This window comes from Agromyces sp. H17E-10, assembly GCF_022919715.1.
Lineage (GTDB): Bacteria > Actinomycetota > Actinomycetes > Actinomycetales > Microbacteriaceae > Agromyces.
Genome location: NZ_CP095042.1, coordinates 2,427,366 through 2,449,611, shown reverse-complemented (window position 1 = coordinate 2,449,611; position 22,246 = coordinate 2,427,366). Strand labels below are relative to the sequence as shown.

Sequence of the window (22,246 nt, the reverse complement as noted above, 5' to 3'; positions counted from 1 at the left end):
CTCGAAACCTGCGAGGCCGGGATCAGACGACCGGCAGGAGCCCCTCGAGATCGGCCCGCTGCCCCGACGCGTGCACCGTGCCCGACTGACGTGCGTCGGCCCAGGAGCGAACGCCCGTCGCGAGCGCGAGCCAGGTCGCCGCATCCGTCTCGATGACGTTCGGCGGGGTGCCGCGGGTGTGCTTGGGGCCCTCGACGCACTGCACGGCCGCGAACGGCGGCACCCGCACCTCGAGCGTCGCACCGGGCGCCTGCTCGGCGAGCAGCTGCAGCGAGTACCGCACCGCGAGCGCGAGGGTCGAGCGGTCGACCGAGGCGCTCGCCTCCCCGACGTCCGTGCCGTGCTGCCGGGCGATCTCGGCGATCGCCCCGATCGCCGCCCGGCCGATGTCGTCGCCGATCCTCGCTCGTGCCATGGTCGTCATTCTCCCATCCGGGCCGTCGGGTCACCCGGGCCACCTCGAGTGCGCACCGTCGCCGCGTCAGTCATCGCGGCCCACGCGGCCCCGCGCCTGGTTCGTCGCCGCGTGGGCCCCGCGTCAGTCGTCGCGCGAGCGGCGGCCAGTCGGCGAGACGCCCATGAGCGTGAGCACGAGCACCATCACGGCACCCGCGAAGATCGCGATGTCGGCGACGTTGCCGATGAACCAGTCGCCGTAGCCGATGAAGTCGACGACGTGCCCGCGTCCGAATCCGGGCGCCCGAAAGAGGCGATCGCCGAGATGGGTGAGCGCGCCGCCCAGCAGCAGTCCGAGCGCGATCGCCCAGCCCACCGAGCGCACGCGCCACGCGAACCACGCGAGGGCGATGGCGCCGAGACCCGCGACGATCGCGAAGATCCACGTGTACTCGGTGCCGATCGAGAACGCGGCGCCCGGGTTGTAGACGAGCACGAAGCGGATGAGGTCGCCGATGACGGGGATCGTCGTGCCGTCGCCGAGCTCGGCCTCGGCCCACCACTTGCTGGCCTGGTCGGCGATCACGACGACGACCGCGACGACGAGCGCCCACCAGAACAGGCGGCGGCCGGATGCCCCGTGGTCGCGCACCCCGTCGGGGTTCGCGTCGGCCGGCTGGGGGTCGGATGGCGTCGGCTCTGCACTCACCCGCACATTCTCGCAGCACGTCGCACCCATGGCACCGCGCAACGGAACGGAGCTCGACGGCGCAGCGCGGTAGCCTGAACCGGTGAAGATCCTCGTCCTCGGTTCGGGCGCGCGCGAGCACGCCATCGTCCTCGCGCTGCTCGATGAGGAGGCCGGCCACGAGATCACCGCCGCCCCCGGCAACGCCGGCATCGCGGCCTCGCCGACCTCGTCGGCCCGCGGCAGCGTCACGACCGTCGCCCTCGACGCGACCGACGCGGCGCTCGTCACCGACTACGCCGCCGACAACGGCATCGAGCTCGTCGTCATCGGCCCCGAGGCGCCGCTCGTCGCCGGCGTCGCCGACGCGCTGCGGGCCCGCGGCATCCCCGTCTTCGGCCCCGGCAAGCAGGCCGCCGCGCTCGAGGGCTCGAAGACCTTCGCGAAGCGCATCATGGAGGCGGCGGACGTGCCGACCGGGCGCGCGACGCTCGCCACCACCCTCGACGAGGTCGCCGCGACGCTCGACGAGTTCGGTGCCCCGTTCGTCGTGAAGGCCGACGGTCTCGCGGCAGGCAAGGGCGTGCTCGTGACCGACGACCGCGACGCCGCGCTCGCCCACGCCGTGCACTACCTGCAGCAGGGCCCCGTGCTCGTCGAGGAGTTCCTCGACGGGCAGGAGGTGTCGCTCTTCCTGCTCTCCGACGGCGAGCACGTGCTGCCGCTGTCGCCCGCGCAGGACTACAAGCGCCTGCGCGACGGCGACCAGGGACCGAACACGGGCGGCATGGGCGCGTACTCGCCACTGCCGTGGCTCGGCGACGCGGTCGACGGCCGCGGCGGGCGGTTCGGCAGCGAGCAGGCGTTCGTCGACGAGGTCATCGAGACCATCGCGCTGCCCACGGTGCGGCAGCTCGCCGCCGAGCAGACCCCGTTCGTCGGGCTGCTGTACGCGGGGCTGATCCTCACCTCGCGCGGCATCCGCGTCATCGAGTTCAACGCGCGCTTCGGCGACCCCGAGACGCAGGTCGTGCTGCCGCGGCTCGAGACCCCGCTCTCGGGCCTGCTGCTGGCGGCCGCGACCGGCGGGCTCGGCTCGCTCGAACGCCCGGTGTTCCGCGACCGGGCCGCCGTCACCGTCGTGCTCGCGAGCGAGGGCTACCCCGAGTCTCCCGAGACCGGCCGGGTCATCGAGGGGCTCGAGGCCGCGGCATCCGTGCCGGGTGTGCACCTCGCCCACGCCGCGACCGCCGTGGGCGCCCTGCCCGACGACGCCCAGCCCGGCGAGGAGGCGCCGCTCATCGCGACCGGCGGCCGCGTGCTCAACGTGGTCGCGCTCGGCGACGGCTTCGCCGACGCCCGGCGGCGCGCGTACGAGGCGCTCGGCCAGGTGCGCCTCGAGGGCGGGCAGTACCGCACCGACATCGCGGCGCGCGTCGCCGAATAGTCCGAAGCGAGGAACAGCATGACCGACATCGGCGAACTCCCCGGCTGGACCCACGTCTACTCGGGCAAGGTGCGCGACCTGTACGTGCCGACCAAGCTCATGACCGACGACGACAGCTGGACGGGCGACCCGCTCGCGACCTCGCCCGTCGTACTGGTCGTCGCGAGCGACCGGGTGAGCGCGTTCGACCACCTGCTCGAACCACCGATCCCGGGCAAGGGCGCCATGCTCACGGCGCTCACGCACTGGTGGTTCGACGAGCTGCCCGAGGTGCCGAACCATCTCGCGCATCCGCTGGACGACCGGCTCGAGGCGCTCGAGCTGCCCGAGGTGCCCGACGCCGTGGCCGACCGGGCGACGCTGTGCCGCACGCTCGACATGTTCCCGATCGAGTGCGTCGTACGCGGGTACCTCACGGGCTCGGGCTACAAGGAGTACGTCGAGACGGGTGCGATCGGCGGCTTCCCGCTGCCCGCGGGCCTCGGCGACGGCGACCGGCTGCCCGAGCCGATCTACACCCCGGCGTGGAAGGCCCCGATGGGCCAGCACGACGAGAACATCTCGTACGAGCGCACGGTCGAGCTCGTCGGCGACGTCGTCGCGGCGCAGCTGCGCGAGCTCTCGCTCGAGGTCTTCGCCAGCGCGTCGAAGAAGGCGGAGGAGCGCGGGCTCATCCTCGCCGACACGAAGTTCGAGTTCGGCGCCGATCGCGCCACCGGCATCGTGACCCTCGCCGACGAGGTGCTCACGAGCGATTCGAGCCGGTACTGGGATGCCGCGGCCTATGCCACGGGCACGACGCCGGCGGAGCGCATGGCGAGCTTCGACAAGCAGATCGTGCGCAACTGGCTCGCGGCGAACTGGGACCAGCAGGGACGCCCGCCCGTGCTGCCCGACGAGATCGTCGAGCAGACCGCCGACCGCTACCGTGAACTGCTCGACCGACTGCGAGGCTGATGGACCTCGACGACCTGCGCCGGCTCCGTCGCGCACGCGACACGATGGACCGCGACTACGAGCAGCCGCTCGACGTCGAGGCCCTCGCGAAGGTCGCGCTCATGTCGTCGGGGCACTTCTCGCGCAGCTTCCGCGAGGCGTACGGCGAGACGCCGTACAGCTACCTCATGACCCGGCGCATCGAGCGCGCGAAGGCGCTGCTGCGCCGCGGCGACCTCAGCGTCACCGAGGTGTGCTTCGCGGTGGGCTGTACGTCGCTCGGCTCGTTCAGCACCCGCTTCACCGAGCTCGTCGGCGAGACCCCGAGCGCCTACCGCAACCGGTCGCACGACGTCGCCGCACCGATCCCGGCGTGCATCGTGAAGATCCGCACGCGACCCGTCAGGAATGGAGAAGCGGGCCAGGCCTCACGTGGGTAGCGTCGGGGTCATGGACATCTCACTCTCCCAGTGCTTCATCGCGGTCGACGACCACGAGACCGCGATCCCGTTCTACCGCGACGTGCTCGGCCTCGAGGTGCGCAACGACATCTCGTACGAGGGCATGCGGTGGGTCACCGTCGGTTCGCCGGCGCAGCCCGACGTCAACATCGTGCTCGAGCCGCCGATCGCCGACCCCAACGCCACCCAGTCCGACAAGGATGCCGCGGCGCAACTCCTCGCGAAGGGCCTGCTGCGCGGCGTGAACTTCACGACGCCCGATGTGGATGCGACGTTCGAGTCGATCCGCGCCGCCGGGGCCGAGGTGCTGCAGGAGCCAATGGACCAGTTCTACGGCGTGCGCGACTGCGCGTTCCGCGACCCGTCGGGCAACATGCTGCGTTTCAGCCAGCCGGCGGCCTGACGTCGGTCGAGTAGGCGCGCAGCGCCGTATCGAGACCACGGAGTCGATGGCCTCGATACGCGCTCCGCGCTACTCGACCGGCTGGTCGCGCAGCCCGAGCTGCGCCACGACCTCGGCGACGCGCGCCCGCTGTTCCTCGTCGAGCCCCAGGATCGGGCGCGGCAGGCACCGGTCGGACGTGAGCCCGAGCTGCTCGGCGATCGCGGCGACGACCCGCAGGCTGCCGCCGAACTCGGCGAACAGCTTCCACAGCGGCGTGAGTCGCGCCGACTCCGCATCCGCCTCGTCGGTGCGCCCGGCCTGCGCCGCGCGGGTGATCCGCAACGCGGGCCCCGGCAACGTTCCGGCGATGACCGAGTACCAGGCGTCGCATCCCGAATTCAGGGCCGTCGCCGCGTAGGCGTCACCCGAGATGCCGATGGTCACGTGCGACGGCACGACCGCACGGATCGCCGCGACCCGTTCGGCCATCGCGTCCGCGTCGAGCGGCATGCCGGGGATCTTGATCGACGCGACGCCCGGCAGCTCGGCGAGGCGCGCGTACAGCTCGGTCGTGAAGGTGAAGTGCGTCGTGCCCGGGTTGTCGTAGACGATCACGGGCAGGTCGGTGCTCGACGTGACCTCGCGGAACAGTCCGACCACGTCGTCGTGCGTGAGCGGCTGGTACGTCATGGGCGCGAGCAGCAGTCCCCGCGCGCCGGCCGCCTCGGCGTTGCGCACGTTCGCGAGCACGTCCGAGGTGCGAAGCGCACCGACGCCGACGATGACGGGGGTGTCCCCCGCGTGCTCGACCGCGAGCTTCGCGACGCGGGCCCGCTCGTCGGTCGAGAGGTAGGCGTACGACCCGGTCGAGCCGAGCGCGGTGATCGTGTCGACTCCCGCGTCGGCGAGGCGCGCGACGAGCCCCGCGAAGGCGCGTTCGTCGACGACGTCGGCAGCGAGCGGCGTGAGCGGAAACGCGCTGAGTCCGGTGAACATGCTCTCAGCCATGCGACTTCGCCCCCGCCGGTACGTGCTCGAGCCCGAGCGCGGGGTTGCCGTAGACCGTCTGCACTTCCGAGATGACCACCCGGTACTCGCCGAGCCACTCGCCGTTGCGGCCCTTCGCGATGCGGTGGGTGTCCATGCCCACGAGTTCGCGCAGCGCCTCCATGCTCGACCAGTAGTACACCTCGGCGTGCAGCCCGGTCTCGTCGTTATGCCACTCCTCCTCGCCGAGGAAGCCCGGAATGGCGCGGGCACGCTCGGCGATCTCGTCGTTGAGGCGATGGAATGCGTCATCCAGTTCGCCGACCTCGAAGATGAAGGTCGAGCTGAACTTCGGGGTGATACTCATACGCGTTCCTCCAGGGGTGCGAGATCGGGGTCGTCGGTCGATCGGTTGCGGATGCCGCCGCGCTGGGCTCCGGCCCCGGCGAGCACCACGAGCACGATGCCCGCGACCTGCGCGATCGACGGCACCTGGTGCAGCACGAGCAGCCCGAGCACGACGCCGAAGGCGGGTTCGAGTGCCATGAGCGTGCCGAAGGCGGTGTGGGTCATGCGACGCAGGGCGAGCATCTCGAGCCCGAACGGGATGACCGGTGAGAGCAGCGCGAGCCCGGCGGCGACGAGCAGCACCCACCACTCGAAGTGGCCCGACACCTGCGGTACGCCGACGAAGGCCGTGACGATCGCGGCGATCGGGATCGTGATCGAGAGCCCGCTCACGCCCGAGAAGCGGTCGCCGACCTTCTGCGTGAGCAGGATGTAGACGCCCCAGCCGGTTCCGGCGAGCGCGGCGAACCCGACGCCGACGAGGTCGATGTCGCCGTGCCAGGGCTCCGTGAGCAGCACGACCCCGGCGAGCGCGAGCACCGGCCACACGAGCATGCGGCGGCTTCGGCTTCGGATCGCCGCCACGGTCAAGGGACCGAGGAACTCGATCGCGACGGCGGTGCCGAGCGGGATCCGCTCGACCGCCGAGAGGAACGACACCATCATGACGCCGGTGGCGATGCCGAGCCCCACGAGCGGCAGCACATCGACCCGGCGGATTCGGCGCAACGGCGGCCGCGCGATCAGGATGAAGAAGATCGCGCCGAAGGCGAGCCGCAGCCACGAGGTGCCGGCCGCGCCGAGTTGCTCGATGAGCGGCACCGACAGCGCGTTCGTCGCCTGGATCATGAGCATCGCGGCGACGGCCATCGTCCAGGGCGGCACCCGGTCGGTCGCACGCCGGTCGGTCGCGCCCGTCATGACGTGGCCTCCCGATGGGTCGTGCCGACGCCAGGTTCGAAGACCGCGAGCGAGAAGCGCGCCGGCCGGTCGCCCGGGTTCCCGTAGGCGTGGTCGACGTCGCCCGGAAAGGTCAGGGCGTCGCCGACGGCGAGTGCGTGGGTGGCGTCGCCCACCTCGATGACGAGCTCGCCGTCGAGCACCTGCAGCAGCTCACGCGTGCCCGTCGAGTGCGCCTCGCTCGCGTGCCGCTCGCCGGCCTCGAGCGTCCAGTCCCAGAGCTCGACGACGTCGGGCGACTCGGTGCCGGCGACGAGCACACCGCGGCCGCCGCGGCCGCCGGTCCAGAGCGCGGCGCCGGTGCCGTGGCGGGTCAGCTTGACGACGTCGGATGCCGCGGCCCGAGGGTCCACGAGGGCGGGCAGGCCGATGCCGAGCGCGTCGCTCAGCCGCAGCAGCGTGCCGACGCTCGGGTTCACGGCGCCCTGCTCGACGTTGACGATCATGCGACGGCTGACGCCGGCCTCGGCGGCGAGGCGGTCGAGCGTCCACTCGCGCGCCTGTCGCTCGTCGCGCACGCGCTGCCCGATCGCGAGCGCGAGCGTCTCCGTCTCGCCATCCATGAGTGCATGATAGTGCACTGGATGGCTCTCGCTGGTCGGGTGGCCCCCGACGCCGCGACTCGAGTGATCGGAATACATTCGTCGCGGCATCCGTTACCATTAGTTGTGCTTACAACTAACGGGGCGCCCGAAGGCGCCGGACTGCTGGCCGCCGACACCGGCATGGGCGCGGTGACGCTGCGCGTCGCCGACCTCGACGGCATGATCCGCTACTACCGCGACGGCGTGACGCTCGACCTGCTCAGCCACGACGGACCCGTCGCCGTGCTCGGCCGCGGCACCACGCCGATCGTGATCCTGCAGCACGCGCCCGAGCTCAAGCACGCGTCGCCGCGCGATGCGGGGCTCTTCCACACCGCGATCCTCTTCGATACCCGCGAGGCGCTCGCGACGGCGATCTACTCGGTCGCGTCGCGCTACCCCGGCACGTTCACGGGCAGCGCCGACCACCTCGTGAGCGAGGCGTTCTACTTCACCGATCCCGAGGGCAACGGCGTCGAGCTGTACTTCGACCGCGACCGCTCGCAGTGGAGCTGGGTGCACGGCACCGTCGAGATGGCGACCATCTACCTCGACCCCAACGGCTACCTGCGCGACCACCTCGGCGAGGCCGGTGCCGTCGCCGCGGCGATGACGGATGCGACGCCCGACGCCCGCCTCGGCTCGGCGATCGTCGGGCACGTGCACTTGTCGGTCGGCGACGTCGCGAGCGCCCGCGAGTTCTACGTCGACCGGCTCGGCTTCGAGACGACCGCCGAGATGGGCGACCAGGCGCTCTTCGTCTCGGCCGGCGGCTACCACCACCACATGGCGATGAACACCTGGAACAGCCGCGGCGCAGGCAAGCGCGGGCTCGCCCTCGGCCTCGGCAAGGTCGAGATCGTCGTGCCCACGGCCGACGACCTCGGCGAGCTCGGCGAGCGCATGGAGCACTTCAAGGTCGGCACCCGCGATGACGGCCGCACCCTGTCGTTCGACGACCCGTGGGCGAACCTCGTCGAGGTGCGGGCGGCGAGTTAGTCGGCCCGATCCAGACGGATCGCGACGGGAGAGTTCATCACTCCGATGGCCTCAACCCATCCGGAGCACGACCGCGAGCACCCACGACACGGCGCCGAGCACGACGGCGACGATGCCGATCGAGGTAGCTGAATGAGCGTCGAAAGCCAGAATCTCAGCCGGTACGAGAACCTAGCCCTGAGGCATCCCGACCGGTCGAGTCACGAACGCCGCCGTTGCGACCCCACGATTCGGAGGGCCCGGCGCCATGTGACCCCGCGCGGTGCTGCTGAGCACGAGGGCGAGGAAGCCCAGCGCGATCGCAACGATCAGGACGAACGCCGCGATCGCAGCCCCGCAGATGCCCACTTTGAGCGCGACGATACGGCCGCCGCCGGTCGCCCACTTTCTGCTCCGCCGGTTCGCCGTCGGGGCCGGTCAGCGGCGGCTGTCCGGCCAGGTTTCGCGCCGCGTCCCGTTACGCAGGGTGGACATGTTTGATTTCGTACGTACATTTGCCCGCTGAGCTCGCAGTCGCGCCGTCAGCACGCTCGTCACGCTCGTTCGGTGACGCGGCTCAGCCACTGCACGAACCGATCCGAGTCGATACCGGTAGATCTGTGGCTCGCGGCAACGGCATCGATGTCGATCGTCGTTCCTCGGATCTCCACCTTGCCGAGCGAAGCGACCGACCCTCGCGATTCGACGAGCTGGTGCCCATACGTCGCGACAAGCCGATCGATATCAATGTTGGTGCGGAGTTTCGGATCCTCGGTGCTGAACCCCATGATCACATGGCGCTGATAAGCAACGTTCGTCTTGCCCCAGACAAAGAACTCCCATCGAAGCGTCGGATGGCGCTCGATCATCACCTCCCCGAGAAACAACGCCACGTCGTGTGTCACCGAATACCACGCCGGCAGCAGGAAGCCCGGTCGCTCGGGATCAGCTTCGACACTCGCGAGAAACCAGTCGTTGAGGCGCTGAATCGCGGCATCATCTGTGGCGAGCATCACTCCGTTGCCCTCCACAAGGCGTCCGAGCGATTCGATACGCGCGCTCCGAGTTTCCATGCAACGCTCGAATTCTCGCCTTGCCGCAGCCCTCGTTAGCTCGTTCAGAGGTTCGCTTGCCACCGGTCGATACGACTCGTAGTCATGCCAGTCAGGACTCAATCTTCCAGCCTCCAAGGGATACCGTTGCGTTTCTGCTCAGCGGCGAGAGGCCCGGTGGGGCCGATCTTCCCACAGGGCGAATGCCTCCGGCTGCACCGACCGCGCTCGACCAGCTCGACTCCGACGAACGCGCTAGCATCAGCGCGCTCATCGGAAGCGCCCTCCTACGCCACCAAGGCCCGCCGCCTGGCGCAGACCAGCTGGCTTCCTACTCGGGCCGGTAGGTCACGCGCAGGACCTCATTGAGCCGGTCTCGCAGTTCTGTAGCCTGCGCTGGAGTCACGCCGAGCCGGAGGCCGAACTCCCACTTGTCGACGGCTTCCAGCGCCTCGTTGATCGCTCCGGCCATGGTCGCCAGCTCGCCACGAGTGGTGGCGACGACCAACTCGTCGTCGGCGACTTCTTCCTCGCCGATCCGCGATGAGTCTGGGTGCAGGATCTTCATCGGGTACCTCAGTGGAGATTCAGGAAATAAGCGATCGGGAGCGCGACGAGGATGCCATCAACCCATCCGGAGCACGACCGCGAGCACCCACGACACGGCGCCGAGCACGACGGCCACGATGCCGATCACGAACGCCGCCGTTGCGACCCCCCGACCCGGGCGGCCGGGAACCATATGACCCCGCGCGGTGCTGCCGAGCACGAGGGCGAGGAAGCCCAGCGCGATCGCGACGATCGGGACGAACGCCGCGATGACGACACCGAGGATGCCCGCGATGAGCGCGACGATGCGACCGCCGCCGGTCGCCCACTTCTGCTCCGCCGGCTTGCCGTCGGCCGCGATCAGCGGCGGCTGGCTTGCCATGTTGCGCGCCGCGTCTTCGAGCGGCCCGGATGCCTCGGGCTGAGGCGCCTCCCCGGGAGCCGCCGCGTTCGTGTCAGACGTCATTTCTTCCTCCGTTCGATCGCACGCCTTCGTGCGTCGTCGGCCGACCGTAAGGGATCCGAACCGACGCCGCCAATACCCCACAAATGGGGGTGGTCGATCGGGAACCGAATCACTGGTGCCGGACATATCACTCTGGTGGAGTCCGCCTGCGCTCGGCACCGCACAGCCGATCGGAAGTCGCCCCGATAGGCTGCCTCGATGAACTACCCGCTGCGCTCGATCCGTCGGTACCCCGTCAAGGCGATGGGCGGCGAAGCCCTCACCGAGGTGCCGCTCGACGCGCGCGGACTCGTCGGCGACCGCGGGTTCGCCGTCGTCGACGCCGACGGCAAGTTCGCGTCGGGCAAGAACACGCGCCGGTTCCGGCGGCGCGATGCGGTGTTCGAGTACTCGGCATCCACGACGGCGGATGCCTCGGTGCAGGTGCAGCGCGGCGATCACGGGCTGTGGCTCGTCGGTGAGTACGAGCTCGACACCGACCTCAGCGAGCGGATGGGCGCGGACGTGCGCGTCCTGCCCGAAGGCGATGTGCCGATGCAGGACGGCGGGCAGATCTCGATCATCGGCACGGCGTCGCTCGCTTGGTGCGCCGAGCACTTCGGCATCGATGCCGACCCGCGACGGTTGCGCGCCAACCTCGTCGTCGAGACCGACGAGCCGTTCGTCGAGGAGTCGTGGCTCGGACGTGAGCTCACGATCGGCCAGGCGCGGCTGCGGGTGGTCGAGCGCATCGAGCGCTGCCGCACCGTGGATGTCGCTCAGGACGGCACGAGCGCCGAAGGACGGCTGCTGAAGCCGCTGACGAAGGCGCGCGAGATGTCGCTCGCGGTGTACGCCGATGTCGTGGTGCCGGCGGTGCTGCGGGTGGGCGACGGGGTCGAGGTCGCGACGGACTGAGGTCGATCGGGGCGTGGTCTCGATACGCGCCCTCCTTCGTCGGGCGCTACTCGACCGACGGGTTTCGAGACGCTCCTTCGTCGCTCCTCAACCCGCTCAGCGCTTGGGGCCCTTCGCGTGCGACATGTCGTGGAAGGCGGCGAACTCCTGCGACGGGGCCGGCATGGGCGTCGTGCCCGGCCGGGCCCGCAACCCGTCGAGCACGATCGTGAGCTGACGGCGCCAGAACGGCAGGTACCCGCCACCGTACTGGCCGAGCGAGCCGAGCATGTCGACGAGGATGCTGAGGTCGACGGCCGTGACGTCGTCGCGCAGCGCGCCCTCGGCCTGGGCGCGCGCGATCATGCCGTTGACGAGCGGCTCGAACTCGATGCCCGGCTTGTGCGACGGGTCGAGTTCGGCGACGCGACGCATGACGGCGGGCAGGTAGGGCGAGTCCGCGACCCACCCGCCGAGCCGCTCGACGTACAGCTCGACCGAGCGCCAGCCGGTCTCGGCGCCGAGTATCTCGGGCGCGAAGTCGTGCAGCTCGGCGACCGCGTGGTCGTAGAGCTCGCGCACGAGCGCGTCGCGGTTCGGGAAGTGCCGGTACACCGTTCCGGCCCCGACGCCCGCGCGCACCGCGAGCTCGTCGAGCGGCGCGTCGATTCCCCGCTCGGCGAAGAGTCGCCGAGCTTCGGCGAGCAGGCGCTCGTGGTTGCGCCGTGCGTCGCGGCGTGACGATGCCGACGAGGTCATCGCTTCACTGTACGCGGTTCCTCACGTATGATTCGGAGGGTCGTCTCCGTTTACCCGAAGAACGGGACGCCGTTCCTTCACGGGGGAGTGGAGGACGCGACGCGGCGGGCATGATCCGGTCGATCCGGTGGGGGGCCCGTCGCGTCGGCTTCGGGTTGAGGCTGGTGGCCTCGATACGCTCCTTCGTCGCTACTCGACCGACCGTGCCGCATAGGCTGGTCTGGTGACACAACACGAAGGCGTGAGCGACGGCGTCGAGGCGAACACCCGAACGATCGAGTCGACGGTCGTCACCGACTTCAGCGATCGCATGAGCTACGGCGGCTATCTCGACCTGCCGACCCTGCTGAGCGCGCAGCGCCCGATCTCGCGGCCCGAGCACCACGACGAACTGCTGTTCATCATCCAGCACCAGACCACCGAACTCTGGCTGAAGCTCGTACTGCACGAGCTCGAGACCGCCCGCGACCTGCTGCGCGCCGACGAGCTCGGCCGGGCGCTCAAGTGCATCGCGCGCGTCAAGCACATCCAGAAGACCCTCACCGAGCAGTGGTCGGTGCTCGCGACCCTGACGCCGGCCGAGTACGCGCAGTTCCGCGGGGTGCTCGGCAATGCGAGCGGGTTCCAGTCGTACCAGTACCGCGCCGTCGAGTTCGTGCTGGGCAACAAGAACGCGAAGATGCTGCAGATCTTCGAGGCGGATGCCGCGGCCACCGCCCTCCTCCGCCATGCGCTCGAGTCGCCCAGCCTCTACGACGAGTTCCTCCGGTTGCTCGCGCGGGCGGGCTACCCGATCCCGGCGAGCGTGCTCGAGCGCGACGTAACCCTGGCGTGGACCTTCACGCCCGAGCTCGTGCCGGTGTTCGCCGAGATCTACGGCAACACCGACGAGCACTGGTCGGCGTACGAGACCTGCGAGGAGCTCGTCGACCTGGAAGACAACTTCCAGCTCTGGCGGTTCCGCCACCTGAAGACGGTCGAGCGCATCATCGGCTCGAAGACCGGCACGGGCGGGTCGAGCGGCGCGCCGTTCCTCAAGCGCGCGCTCGAACTCACCTTCTTCCCCGAGCTGTACGCCGTGCGCACCGAGATCCCCGGCTGACCATGACCGGCGCAACGCTCGACCTCGGACCGTCCGCCCGGGCGGCGCGCCGCTCGCTGGGCGGCGAGCACGCCGGCGAGACGGGCATCGCACTGCCGCCGTTCATCGACCACCACGTGCACCTCATGCTCGTGCCGAGGTCGTCGCTGCGCGACTCGGCACTCGCGGGCGTCGTCGACCTGGGCGCACCGCTCCCCCTCGTCGGCGCCGAACTGCGCCGCGACGGGATGCCGCGACTCGACGTCGCCGGCAACTTCCTCACCGCTCGCGGGGGCTACCCGATGGGTCGCGCCTGGGCCGCACCCGGATGCGCGCGCGAGCTCGACCCCGAGCCCGCCGACGGGCGGGCCTGGCTGCCCGGCGCCGCCGAGACCGCGGTGCGCGAGCAGCACTCGTTCGGGGCATCCGTCATCAAGGTCGCGCTCAACCGCGTCGCCGGACCGGTGCTCGATCGCCCCACCCTCGACGCCGTCGTGGGCACCGCGCACGACCTCGGACTGCCCGTCGTCGCGCACGTCGAGGGCGACGACATGACCCGGCTCGCGGTCGACGCCGGCGTCGACGTGCTCGCGCACACTCCGTTCACCGAGATCGTCGACGACGGGCTCATCGCCCGGGCGGTCGCGGCCGGGCAGCGCTGGATCTCGACGCTGTTCGTCGCCGGCTACGGCGAGGCGACCCCCGACGCCGTGCGCGCCGCCGACAACCTCGGCCGCTTCCATCGCGCCGGCGGGCGCGTGCTCTACGGCACCGACCTCGGCAACGGCGAGCAGCCCGCCGGCCTCAACCCCGCCGAGCTCGCGCTGCTGCTCGGCGCCGGCCTCGCGGCATCCGACGTCATCGACGCCCTCGCCGACCCGTGGCCGCGCGCAGAGCAGCCGCAGGGGGTGGCGACCTTCATCGCGGGCGAGCCGCCCGCCGATGCGGACCGCCTGCCCGACTGGCTGGCGAGCGCGCGCGTCGTGCCGGCCGAAGACCTGGAGTACCTCGCGGCCCCACCGCCCCTCGACGACCCCTCCCGCACCGACCGACTGGAAACGTTGTGACCCTCGACCCGAACCTCGCCTTCGCCCGCCGCATGGACCGCGCCGACGGGCTCGCCCACTACCGCAAGCGGTTCGTCGGCGCCGAGACCGACCTCGTCTACTTCGACGGCAACTCGCTGGGTCGGCCGCCGGTGTCGGCGGTCGAGCGGGTCGAGCGGTTCCTGCGCGAGGACTGGGGCGGGCGCCTCATCCGCGGCTGGGACGAGGCATGGCTGCAGTTGCCGACCGAGATCGGCGACCGGATCGGCCGCGCGGTCATCGAGGCGAAGGCCGGGCAGACGGTCATCGGCGACTCGACGACGGTGCTGCTGTACAAGCTCGCCCGCGCGGCCGTCGACGCGCAGTTCGCACGCGACCCCGCACGCCGCGAGATCGTGATCGACACCGACAACTTCCCGACCGACCGCTACGTCGTCGACGGCATCGCCCGCGAGCGCGGCATGCGGCTGCGGTGGATCGACGTCGACACGTCGTCGGGCGTGACCCCCGAGCAGCTCGCCGAGGCGGTCGGCCCCGAGACCGCGCTCGTCGTCGTCTCGCACGTCGCCTACCGGTCGGCGTACCTCGCCGACGCGCCCGAGCTCACCCGCATCGCGCACGACGCCGGCGCGCTCATCCTCTGGGACCTCTGCCACTCGGCCGGATCGGTGCCCGTTCGCGCCGACCACTGGGGCTTCGACCTCGCCGTCGGCTGCACCTACAAGTACCTCAACGGCGGGCCGGGCTCCCCCGCGTTCGCCTACGTGCGCGACGACCTGCAGGCGGTGCTCGAACAGCCGATCCAGGGCTGGTGGGGCAACGCCGAGATGTTCATGATGGGTCCCGACTATCAGCCGGTGCCCGACATCCGCCGATTCACGAGCGGCACCGCCCCGATCGTGGGCATGCTCGCGATGGAGGAGACCCTCGCCATGATCGAGGAGGCCGGGATGCCGGCGCTCCGCGCGAAGTCGGTCGCCCTCACCGAGTTCGCGATCTCGCTCGCCGACGAGTGGCTCGCCCCGCTCGGCGTGACCCTCGCCTCCCCCGCCGACGCCGAGGAGCGCGGCGGCCACGTCACCCTGCACCACGACGCGATGCGCGAGGTCACGGCCCGACTCTGGCAGCGCGACGTGATCCCCGACTACCGCGACCCGGGGGGCCTCCGCATCGGGCTCTCGCCGCTGTCGACGAGCTTCGAAGAGGTGCACCGCGGCCTGGATGCCACGCGCGAGGTCCTCCGCGAGGTGCTCGCCGAGCGGGCCGGGCTGGCGTAGCGGCTACTCGGCGCGAGCGGCCTCTGCCGCGGCATCCGCGTTGCTGCTCTTCGGCGCTGCGGCGGGCGCGCCCGGCGCACCGGACCCACCCGGCGCACCGCTCTCGGCGGAGTCGCCGTTGCCTCCCCAGGCGACCGTGACCTTGGGCTTCGCGAAGAAGAGCACGACGAGCGCGCCGACGCCGAAGCCGATCACCGACAGCCAGAGCGACTGGCTCATCGCGGCGGTGAAGCCCTCGGCGACCTGCGGCGGCAGCTCGCCGCCGCCGTGGGCGCCCTCGCCGCCGAAGCCCGCGCCGCCGCCGTAGCCGGGCAGCTCGGCCGCGAGCCGCGCGTTGAGCAGGGCCGTGATCGCGGCCGAGCCGAGCACCGAGCCGACCTGGCGGGTCATGTTGTAGACGCCCGATCCGGCGCCGGCCTGCGAGCGCGGCAGGTTGCGCGTCGCCGACGAGCCGAGCGGGGCGAAGACGCCCGTGATGCCGACGCCGAGCAGCGCGTTCGGCAGCAGCAGCAGCCACAGGTCGGTGTCGGGCGTAAGCCACAGCGATGTCCACGCGAGCGCGCTCGCGACGATCGTGAACCCGGCGAACGCGACCCACTTCGGGTTGACGCGGTCGGTGAGCTTGCCGATGAACGGCGCCATCACGCCCGAGACGACCGCCATCGGCAGCAGCATGAGCGCCGCCTGGGTCGGGTCGAGACCACGGCCGATCTGGTAGTAGAACGCGAGCGGCAGCGGCATCGCGGTGATCGCGAGGCCGACGAGCGAGATCGCGACGTTCGAGAGCGAGAAGTTGCGGTCGCGGAACAGCCCGAGCGGTAGCAGCGGCTCGGCCTTGTTCACCGCCTGCCACACGACGAAGCCCGCGAGCACGACGATGCCCGTGATGATGAGGCCCCACACCGTGATCGGCCCGGTGATCGTGCCCCAGTCGTAGGTCTCGCCCTCCTGGATGCCGAACACGACGAGGAACATGCCGACGCCGCTGAGCACGACGCCGAGCCAGTCGAAGCGGTGCTGGTGGGTCTCGAGGTTCGGCACGAGCCGCAGTGCGAGGAAGAACGCGACGATGCCGACGGGCACGTTGACGAAGAAGATCCACTCCCAGCCGAGGCCGTCGACGAGCACGCCGCCGAGGATCGGGCCGACGAGCATCGCGATGCCGGCGACCGCGCCCCAGAGACCCATCGCGGTGCCGCGCTGGTTGGGCGGGAAGATGCGCGTGATGACCGCCATCGTCTGCGGGGTCATGAGCGCGGCGCCGAAGCCCTGCACGGCGCGGGCCGCGATGAGCATGCCGATGTCGCCCGAGAATCCGCACCACAGCGACGCGAGCGTGAACACGACGAGACCCGTGAGGTAGATGCGCTTCGGCCCGAACCGGTCGCCGAGTCGCCCGGTGATCAGCAGCGGCACGGCGTAGGCGAGCAGGTACGCGCTCGTCACCCAGAGCACCGCGGTGATGTCGGTCTGCAGGTCTTCGAGGATCGCCGGGTTCGCGATCGACACGATCGTCGAGTCGACGAGGATCATGAAGAACCCGAAGACGAGGGCCCACAGCGCGGGCCAGGGCTTGAAGGTGCGTTCCATGGGTGGAACCTTCCGGTCGATGGTGGATGCCTCAGTGGCGGTGCTTCGCGGGCCAGGCGAGGGCGCCCGAGCCGAGGTCGTCGATGGTCTGCTCGAGCCAGGTCGCCTCGGCGGCGAGCAGGGCCCGGCTGTAGTGCAGGTCGAGCACGTACGCGGTCGGCAGCTCGCGCTCGGCGATGCGCTCGAGCGACCCGTCGATCGCGGCGAGCACCTCGCGGATGGAGTCGAGCCGCTCGCCGAGGAGCTCGACGACTTCGCCCGCGGGCAGGTTGTGCGCCTCGCCGATGGCGACGGGGAACTCGGGGAATTCGTTGACGTGCCGACGCAGCATCGCGGTGATCGTCTCGCGGAGCGCCTCGCGTCCGGTCTCGGTGATCGCGTAGACGGTGCGCTCGGGCCGGTTGCCCTGCCGTTCGACGACGACCTCGTCGATGAGCCCGTCGGCCGCGAACCGCTCGACGGCACGGTAGACCGAGCCGGGCGAGACCTTGACGACCTTGTCCTCTTTGCGTTCGAGCATGAGCTGGTACATCTCGTAGGCGTGCATGTCGCGCTCGACGAGCAACGCCAGCACCGTGACGCCGAGCGGCGAGAGCGTCGTGGTCATGTCGCTCCCTCCGCGGCATCCCGATCAAATATTCCGCTCGGAATAATACGCACGGAATTCCGCGCTGGCAATCCCCGCCGTAGGGACCTCCCCCCACCGCGATAGCAAGGCGCGCGGCCGGCGGCAACCCCCTCGCCCGAATCGGACCGCTCGGAGGTCGCGAGCGTACGATGGCGCACCTCGACGAGATTCGAGAATGCTCGAGAAGGGAGCCCCCGATGACCGGCACCGAGCGAGAATTCGACATCGACCCGCGCCTCACCGCCGAGCGGGCCGCGTACCGCGCCGCCGACCTGGCCGAGGATCTGGCCGAGGAGACCGGCGAGCGCGTCGACGACCTGACCGATCAGGTCGAGGACGCCGCCGACGCCGTCGGCGACGTGCTGCGCGACGTGCGCGAGACCGCGACCGACGCGATCGACGCGATCACGACCCAGGCGGGCGTCGCCGCCTCCGAGGCACGCGAGGTGCTCGACGACGGCGTCGCGTACGTCAAGGCGCGATACCGCGAGAACCCCGGCGTCGTCATCGCCGTGGGGGCGGCCGTGGTCGTCGGCGTGGTCCTCGTCGTCAAGGCGCTCACGCGGCGCTGACCGCGAGGCCGGATGCCTCGCGCGGGCGTCGCCCGCCCGGGGCATCCGTGGTCGCGCGCGCCCGGTAGAATCGAGGCATCCACACCCTCGACACCGGACGGAGAACCGCGGTGCCCACCATCGTCGTCGACGTGATGCCCAAGGCCGAACTGCTCGATCCCCAGGGGAAGGCCGTCGCCGGCGCCCTCGCCCGCACGGGCCACACCGGGTTCTCCGGGGTGCGCATCGGCAAGCGCTTCGAACTCACCGTCGACGGACCGGTCGACGACGCGCTGCGTGCGAACGTGCAGCAGATCGCGGAGGAGATCCTCTCCAACCAGGTCATCGAAGACGTGGTCGGCATCCACTACGAGGTCACCAACGCTGAGCTCGCCGAAGAAGCGGCCGAGGCCGGCACGGTCGCGGGCGACGGCTTCGGCGCCCCCGCGGGCGAGACCCACTGACGGGCGGCGTTCGCATGCGTATCGGCGTCATCACCTTCCCCGGCTCGCTCGACGACCGCGACGCGCAGCGCGCGGTGCGACTCGCGGGCGGCGAGCCCGTCGCGCTCTGGCACGGCTCGCACGACCTCGAGGGCGTCGACGCGCTCATCCTGCCCGGCGGCTTCAGCTACGGCGACTACCTGCGCTGCGGCGCGATCGCCTCGCTCTCGCCGATCATGACCGAGGTCGTCGCGGCTGCGAACGCCGGCATGCCGGTGCTCGGCATCTGCAACGGCTTCCAGATGCTCACCGAGGCGGGACTGCTCGAGGGCGGGCTCATCCGCAACGACCACGGCTCGTTCATCTGCCGCGACCAGGTGCTCACCGTCGAGAACCCGTCGACCGCCTGGACCGCCGACTTCGAGGTCGGCCAGCAGATCACGATCCCGCTCAAGAACGGCGAGGGCGGGTTCATCGCCTCTGACGAGACGCTCGACCGGCTCGAGGGCGAGGGCCGCGTGGTCTTCCGCTACGTCGACGTGAACCCGAACGGATCGCTGCGCGACATCGCCGGCATCACGAACGCCCGCGGCAACGTCGTCGGCCTCATGCCGCACCCCGAGCACGCGGTCGAGCCCGGCTTCGGCCCCGACACCGCCGCCGCGATGCGGTCGGGCGTCGACGGACTCGGCTTCTTCACGAGCGTCGTGAAGCGCGCGCTCGTCGACGCGTAGGCCGGGCACTCGCGGGCACGCCGCGGCACGTTCGGTGCGCGCCGCGGTCGCCTCGCAGCCTCGGCCCGCTCGCTTCTGGAGGAAGAACCGCTCGACACGCCGCATCCCGGTCACGACACGCCGCCGCGAGAGCGAAAGTTCCTACACAGGGTCAGCCCGAGTGCGTGCCGCGCACGCGTGAGCGATGATGGGCGGATGCCGCAGCCCACGCCGCCCGAACTGCACGCCCGACTCGCCGAGATCTTCGCGGCGCGCGACCGGGCGAACATGCAGCCCACGATCGAGGCGTTCCTCGCGGTGCTCGTAGAGCACCCCGACGAGCCCGAGGTGCTCTACGAAGTCGGCGGCGCGTACGACACCGCCGGTGAGGAAGAGACCGCGGCGGGCTACTACGAGCGCGCGATGGAGGCGGGCCTCGACGGGGATGCGCTGCGCCGCTGCCTGCTGCAGTACGGCAGCACGCTGCGCAACCTCGGTCGACTCGACGAGTCGCTCGCGGTGCTCGAACGCGCTCGTGCCGAGTTCCCCGACTCCGACTCGCTGAAGGTGTGGCACGCGACGAGCCTGCACGAAGCCGGCCGCCACGACGCCGCGTTCGCGATCATGCTCGGGCTCGTCGCCGACCGGGTGCGCACCGACGAGCTGCTCCGCTACGAGGCGGCGCTGCGCGGCAACGCGACGTTCCTCGCGGAGCGCGACGCGCGGAGCTGAACGAGCGGACGACCCCGCGCGACGGACGGGCCGTCGGGTCGCGCGGCTGCGGCCGGCCCCGATGTTCGGGACCGGCCGCCGCCGGAGCACGCATCGATCGCGCGCGCGTCAGATGTCCGGGCCTCAGAACGACGCGGGGATCACTCCGCTGTCGGTCTGGTACGCGGTCACCGGCGCGTGCGGGATCTCGTCCCAACGAGCCGGGTCCTCCTGCTGCACCTCGCCGGTCGCCATGCCGACGAGCAGCTCCTGCAGCGCGAGCACGTTCTGCTTGATCGACTTGCCGCGCGCCTTCTGGCCGAGGCTGCCGTCGGAGGTGTTGCCGCTCGTCTCGAAGAAGATCGCCGGGTTGCTGTGCCCCTCGGGGTTCAGCCCGTCGTGGTTCAGTCCGAGCATCATCGCCGAGACGACGCCGCCCTTGATGTCGATCTCGATGCCACGACCGACGTCGTATCGGTCGATGTTGACGAAGCCGTACTTCGAGAGCTCGTCGTACACGTGCACCTGCATCTGGCGGGTCAGCACGTCGTAGGCGCCGCCCTGGACGCCGGGGAGCGTCGGCCCGCCGGGGGCCAGTGAGACGCCGAGCGACAGGGTGACCTCGTCGCCGTCGCCGCGCTCGGTCTTGAGCCCCTGGTGGTGGACGTCGACGGCGAACGCCGGGTCGACCATGGTCCAGTACTCGTAGTACGCCTCCGACTCGGCGGCCTCGAACTTGCCGACGGCCCAGTCGCGGTTGAGGTCGATCCGCTTCTCGGTGCCGTCCTGCAGCACCGTGTGACGGATGTTGAGCTCCGAGCCGTCGGGGTTGTACATCGGGATGACGTGGAAGGTGTACGTGTCGCGCAGCAGCTGCCACTCGGGCGATCCGTTGGTGCCGAGCTCCTTCAGCACGGCGAGGAGCGAGTCGGTGCCGTAGGGCTCGTTGCCGTGGATGCGCCCTTGCAGCCAGACGGCCTCGGGGCCGTCGCCCACGGTCGCGACGTAGAGGTCGCGCCCCGATTCGGTCGTGCTCACCGCCGTTCCGGCCTCGGCGAGCGTGAAGGCATCGAGCCCGAAGCGCGACGTGGCCTCGAGCTTGCCGAGCTCGGCGACGAGGTCGTCGTAGTCGAGGATCGCGGAGGTGTTGGTGTTGCCGTTCGGCGACGGGAAGTTCGCGTCGGCGACGGCGGGCGACCCCGCGACGAGCGGGGCGCCGAGCGCGAGTGCTGCCGCTGCGGCGAGCGTGATCGAGCGTCGGTTGCGTGAGTGGGACTTCGGGCCGTTGGTCATGTGCTTCTCCTCATCGAGATGGCATGGCGCGTCTGCGACACGAATCCGAGGTTGGATCCGTCACGGACCGTCCCCCCAGACGTATGGGCAGCCTACGGAGCGGTGTTGGCACGTTTCAAGAGCCGGACGTCCAGATTGTTCAACGATCTTCGCCCCGATCGTCCCGTCGGTGATCCCAGGACCATCCGATGAGGGTCTGTCAGATCGTGACCCCCAGACGCCGGTCTGGCGCCGAGCGAGTCCGCGCCGCGGTCACCGGTACTCGGGGTTCTCGTCGTACGGGTTCACCTCGAACCCGTAGTGCTCCCCCGCGTTCCACTCGGCGCGGATGTTGCCCCCGACCGGGAACCCGCCCGCGTCCTTCAGCAGCCGCGCGAGGTGCAGCAGGTTGTACGTCATGAACGTCGTGTTGCGATTGGTGAAGTCGTTCTCGGGACCGCCCGAGCCGGGGTCGAGGTAGCTCGGGCCGGGGCCCGCCTCGCCGATCCAGCCGGCGTCGGCGCCCGGCGGGATCGTGTACCCGACGTGCTGCAGGCTGTACAGGATGTTCTGCGCGCAGTGCTTGATGCCGTCTTCGTTGCCGGTGATGACGGCGCCGCCGACCTTGCCGTAGAACACGTACTGGCCGCGGTCGTTGAAGAGCCCGCTCATCGCATAGATGCGCTCGATGAACTTCTTCGTGATCGACGAGTTGTCGCCGAGCCAGATCGGCCCGCCCACGACGAGGATGTCGGCCGCCTCGACGAGTGGCCACACCTCGTCGGGCCACGCGTCGGTCGCCCAGCCGTGCTCGCGCATGTCGGGGTAGACCCCGGTCGCGGCATCCACGTCGACGAACCGCAGGGTGTCGACCTGCACGTCGTGCTCGCGCATGAGTGCGATGCTCGCGTCCATGAGGCCCTGGGTGTTGCTCACCTCGGGACTTCGCTTGAGCGTGCAGTTGACGAAGAGGGCTCGCAGGTCGCTGAAATCCGGCAGCTCGGCCATGGGCGCGATGCTACTCGCGTGCCTGCGGCGCCGACAGGGGGTGAGGATGCCGCG

At 70.6% G+C, this 22,246-nt stretch carries 27 protein-coding genes; 13 read left to right on the top strand and 14 right to left on the bottom strand.

What is annotated here, in order from left to right; all coding sequences use genetic code 11:
* Positions 1-22: 22 nt before the first annotated feature.
* Both MUN74_RS11130 and MUN74_RS11125 read right to left on the bottom strand, forming a co-directional pair.
* Positions 23-415: a sterol carrier family protein gene (locus MUN74_RS11130; RefSeq protein ID WP_244852151.1), complete on the bottom strand. Its 393-nt coding sequence runs from the start codon at positions 413-415 to the stop codon at positions 23-25.
* A 123-nt stretch (positions 416-538) separates the two neighbouring features.
* Entirely contained in the window at positions 539-1,105 is a 567-nt protein-coding gene (locus tag MUN74_RS11125; protein ID WP_244852150.1) for a signal peptidase II, read from the bottom strand.
* A gap of 82 nt (positions 1,106-1,187) precedes the next feature.
* On the opposite strand from MUN74_RS11125, the gene purD reads away from it, so the two are divergent.
* Genes purD through MUN74_RS11105 form a run of 4 tightly spaced genes read left to right on the top strand, consistent with a single transcriptional unit; the run spans position 1,188 to position 4,331 of the window.
* Positions 1,188-2,531, top strand: coding sequence for a phosphoribosylamine--glycine ligase (gene purD / locus MUN74_RS11120; protein WP_244852148.1), 1,344 nt, complete (start codon positions 1,188-1,190; stop codon positions 2,529-2,531).
* Positions 2,532-2,549: 18 nt separating this feature from the next.
* On the top strand, positions 2,550-3,488 hold the full coding sequence (locus MUN74_RS11115) for a phosphoribosylaminoimidazolesuccinocarboxamide synthase (RefSeq protein ID WP_244852146.1): 939 nt from the start codon (positions 2,550-2,552) through the stop codon (positions 3,486-3,488).
* Positions 3,488-3,907: a helix-turn-helix transcriptional regulator gene (locus tag MUN74_RS11110; RefSeq protein WP_244852145.1), complete on the top strand. Its 420-nt coding sequence runs from the start codon at positions 3,488-3,490 to the stop codon at positions 3,905-3,907. Before MUN74_RS11115 ends, MUN74_RS11110 begins: the two co-directional genes overlap by 1 nt.
* A 10-nt stretch (positions 3,908-3,917) precedes the next feature.
* Positions 3,918-4,331, top strand: coding sequence for a VOC family protein (locus MUN74_RS11105; RefSeq protein WP_244852143.1), 414 nt, complete (start codon positions 3,918-3,920; stop codon positions 4,329-4,331).
* Positions 4,332-4,400: 69 nt separating this feature from the next.
* Here the strand turns inward: MUN74_RS11105 and MUN74_RS11100 are convergent, their stop codons facing one another.
* The 4 genes from MUN74_RS11100 to MUN74_RS11085 are packed head-to-tail and all read right to left on the bottom strand — an operon-like array spanning position 4,401 to position 7,171.
* Positions 4,401-5,309 (bottom strand): dihydrodipicolinate synthase family protein, encoded by a 909-nt coding sequence (locus tag MUN74_RS11100; RefSeq protein ID WP_244856431.1) that lies wholly within the window; start codon positions 5,307-5,309, stop codon positions 4,401-4,403.
* A 4-nt stretch (positions 5,310-5,313) separates the two neighbouring features.
* Entirely contained in the window at positions 5,314-5,667 is a 354-nt protein-coding gene (locus tag MUN74_RS11095) for an antibiotic biosynthesis monooxygenase family protein (RefSeq protein ID WP_244852141.1), read from the bottom strand.
* Positions 5,664-6,569, bottom strand: coding sequence for an EamA family transporter (locus MUN74_RS11090; RefSeq protein ID WP_244852139.1), 906 nt, complete (start codon positions 6,567-6,569; stop codon positions 5,664-5,666). The genes MUN74_RS11095 and MUN74_RS11090 overlap by 4 nt, the downstream gene beginning before the upstream one ends.
* Positions 6,566-7,171, bottom strand: a complete 606-nt coding sequence (locus MUN74_RS11085) for a helix-turn-helix domain-containing protein (protein WP_244852138.1) — start codon at positions 7,169-7,171, stop codon at positions 6,566-6,568. Before MUN74_RS11085 ends, MUN74_RS11090 begins: the two co-directional genes overlap by 4 nt.
* 162 nt (positions 7,172-7,333) lie before the next feature.
* On the opposite strand from MUN74_RS11085, the gene MUN74_RS11080 reads away from it, so the two are divergent.
* Positions 7,334-8,191, top strand: coding sequence for a VOC family protein (locus MUN74_RS11080; RefSeq protein ID WP_244856430.1), 858 nt, complete (start codon positions 7,334-7,336; stop codon positions 8,189-8,191).
* A 533-nt stretch (positions 8,192-8,724) separates the two neighbouring features.
* Here MUN74_RS11080 and MUN74_RS11075 read toward each other — a convergent pair.
* The 3 genes from MUN74_RS11075 to MUN74_RS11065 form a co-directional block, all read right to left on the bottom strand.
* The gene (locus MUN74_RS11075) at positions 8,725-9,243 is read right to left on the bottom strand and encodes a hypothetical protein (protein ID WP_244852136.1); all 519 of its coding nucleotides are present in this window, start codon (positions 9,241-9,243) and stop codon (positions 8,725-8,727) included.
* Positions 9,244-9,553: 310 nt separating this feature from the next.
* Positions 9,554-9,790: a hypothetical protein gene (locus tag MUN74_RS11070; RefSeq protein ID WP_244852134.1), complete on the bottom strand. Its 237-nt coding sequence runs from the start codon at positions 9,788-9,790 to the stop codon at positions 9,554-9,556.
* Between the two features lie 57 nt (positions 9,791-9,847).
* The gene (locus MUN74_RS11065; protein WP_244852132.1) at positions 9,848-10,237 is read right to left on the bottom strand and encodes a DUF4190 domain-containing protein; all 390 of its coding nucleotides are present in this window, start codon (positions 10,235-10,237) and stop codon (positions 9,848-9,850) included.
* 198 nt (positions 10,238-10,435) lie between these two features.
* Here MUN74_RS11065 and MUN74_RS11060 point away from each other — a divergent pair, with 198 nt between their 5' ends.
* The gene (locus MUN74_RS11060; protein ID WP_244852130.1) at positions 10,436-11,134 is read left to right on the top strand and encodes an MOSC domain-containing protein; all 699 of its coding nucleotides are present in this window, start codon (positions 10,436-10,438) and stop codon (positions 11,132-11,134) included.
* Positions 11,135-11,230: 96 nt separating this feature from the next.
* Here the strand turns inward: MUN74_RS11060 and MUN74_RS11055 are convergent, their stop codons facing one another.
* Positions 11,231-11,872 carry a TetR/AcrR family transcriptional regulator gene (locus tag MUN74_RS11055; RefSeq protein ID WP_244852128.1) on the bottom strand — a complete coding sequence of 214 codons (642 nt, stop codon included), beginning with the start codon at positions 11,870-11,872 and terminating at the stop codon, positions 11,231-11,233.
* Between the two features lie 310 nt (positions 11,873-12,182).
* On the opposite strand from MUN74_RS11055, the gene kynA reads away from it, so the two are divergent.
* The 3 genes from kynA to MUN74_RS11040 are packed head-to-tail and all read left to right on the top strand — an operon-like array spanning position 12,183 to position 15,276.
* A complete protein-coding gene (gene kynA / locus MUN74_RS11050) occupies positions 12,183-12,974 on the top strand; it encodes a tryptophan 2,3-dioxygenase (RefSeq protein WP_244856429.1) in 792 nt (263 codons plus the stop codon).
* A gap of 2 nt (positions 12,975-12,976) precedes the next feature.
* Positions 12,977-14,020, top strand: a complete 1,044-nt coding sequence (locus tag MUN74_RS11045; RefSeq protein ID WP_244852127.1) for an amidohydrolase family protein — start codon at positions 12,977-12,979, stop codon at positions 14,018-14,020.
* Positions 14,021-14,052: 32 nt separating this feature from the next.
* On the top strand, positions 14,053-15,276 hold the full coding sequence (locus MUN74_RS11040) for a kynureninase (RefSeq protein ID WP_244856428.1): 1,224 nt from the start codon (positions 14,053-14,055) through the stop codon (positions 15,274-15,276).
* Positions 15,277-15,279: 3 nt separating this feature from the next.
* On the opposite strand, the gene MUN74_RS11035 is transcribed toward MUN74_RS11040, so the two are convergent.
* Positions 15,280-16,866, bottom strand: a complete 1,587-nt coding sequence (locus MUN74_RS11035; RefSeq protein ID WP_244852125.1) for a DHA2 family efflux MFS transporter permease subunit — start codon at positions 16,864-16,866, stop codon at positions 15,280-15,282.
* Positions 16,867-16,897: 31 nt separating this feature from the next.
* Positions 16,898-17,473, bottom strand: a complete 576-nt coding sequence (locus tag MUN74_RS11030) for a PadR family transcriptional regulator (RefSeq protein WP_244852123.1) — start codon at positions 17,471-17,473, stop codon at positions 16,898-16,900.
* A gap of 218 nt (positions 17,474-17,691) precedes the next feature.
* Between MUN74_RS11030 and MUN74_RS11025 the strand changes: the two genes are divergently transcribed.
* The 4 genes from MUN74_RS11025 to MUN74_RS11010 all read left to right on the top strand — a co-directional run bounded on the left by MUN74_RS11025 (position 17,692) and on the right by MUN74_RS11010 (position 19,933).
* Positions 17,692-18,066 (top strand): hypothetical protein, encoded by a 375-nt coding sequence (locus tag MUN74_RS11025; RefSeq protein ID WP_244852121.1) that lies wholly within the window; start codon positions 17,692-17,694, stop codon positions 18,064-18,066.
* A gap of 110 nt (positions 18,067-18,176) precedes the next feature.
* Complete coding sequence (purS, locus tag MUN74_RS11020; protein ID WP_244852119.1) at positions 18,177-18,509, top strand: phosphoribosylformylglycinamidine synthase subunit PurS; 333 nt, start codon at positions 18,177-18,179, stop codon at positions 18,507-18,509.
* Between the two features lie 14 nt (positions 18,510-18,523).
* Positions 18,524-19,222 (top strand): phosphoribosylformylglycinamidine synthase subunit PurQ, encoded by a 699-nt coding sequence (gene purQ, locus MUN74_RS11015; protein WP_244852117.1) that lies wholly within the window; start codon positions 18,524-18,526, stop codon positions 19,220-19,222.
* Positions 19,223-19,417: 195 nt separating this feature from the next.
* Complete coding sequence (locus MUN74_RS11010; RefSeq protein ID WP_244852116.1) at positions 19,418-19,933, top strand: tetratricopeptide repeat protein; 516 nt, start codon at positions 19,418-19,420, stop codon at positions 19,931-19,933.
* 123 nt (positions 19,934-20,056) lie between these two features.
* Here MUN74_RS11010 and MUN74_RS11005 read toward each other — a convergent pair whose 3' ends face one another.
* Both MUN74_RS11005 and MUN74_RS11000 read right to left on the bottom strand, forming a co-directional pair.
* Entirely contained in the window at positions 20,057-21,205 is a 1,149-nt protein-coding gene (locus MUN74_RS11005; protein ID WP_244852114.1) for a M14 family zinc carboxypeptidase, read from the bottom strand.
* Positions 21,206-21,457: 252 nt separating this feature from the next.
* Positions 21,458-22,192, bottom strand: coding sequence for a flavodoxin family protein (locus MUN74_RS11000; RefSeq protein WP_244852112.1), 735 nt, complete (start codon positions 22,190-22,192; stop codon positions 21,458-21,460).
* Between the last annotated feature and the right edge of the window lie 54 nt (positions 22,193-22,246).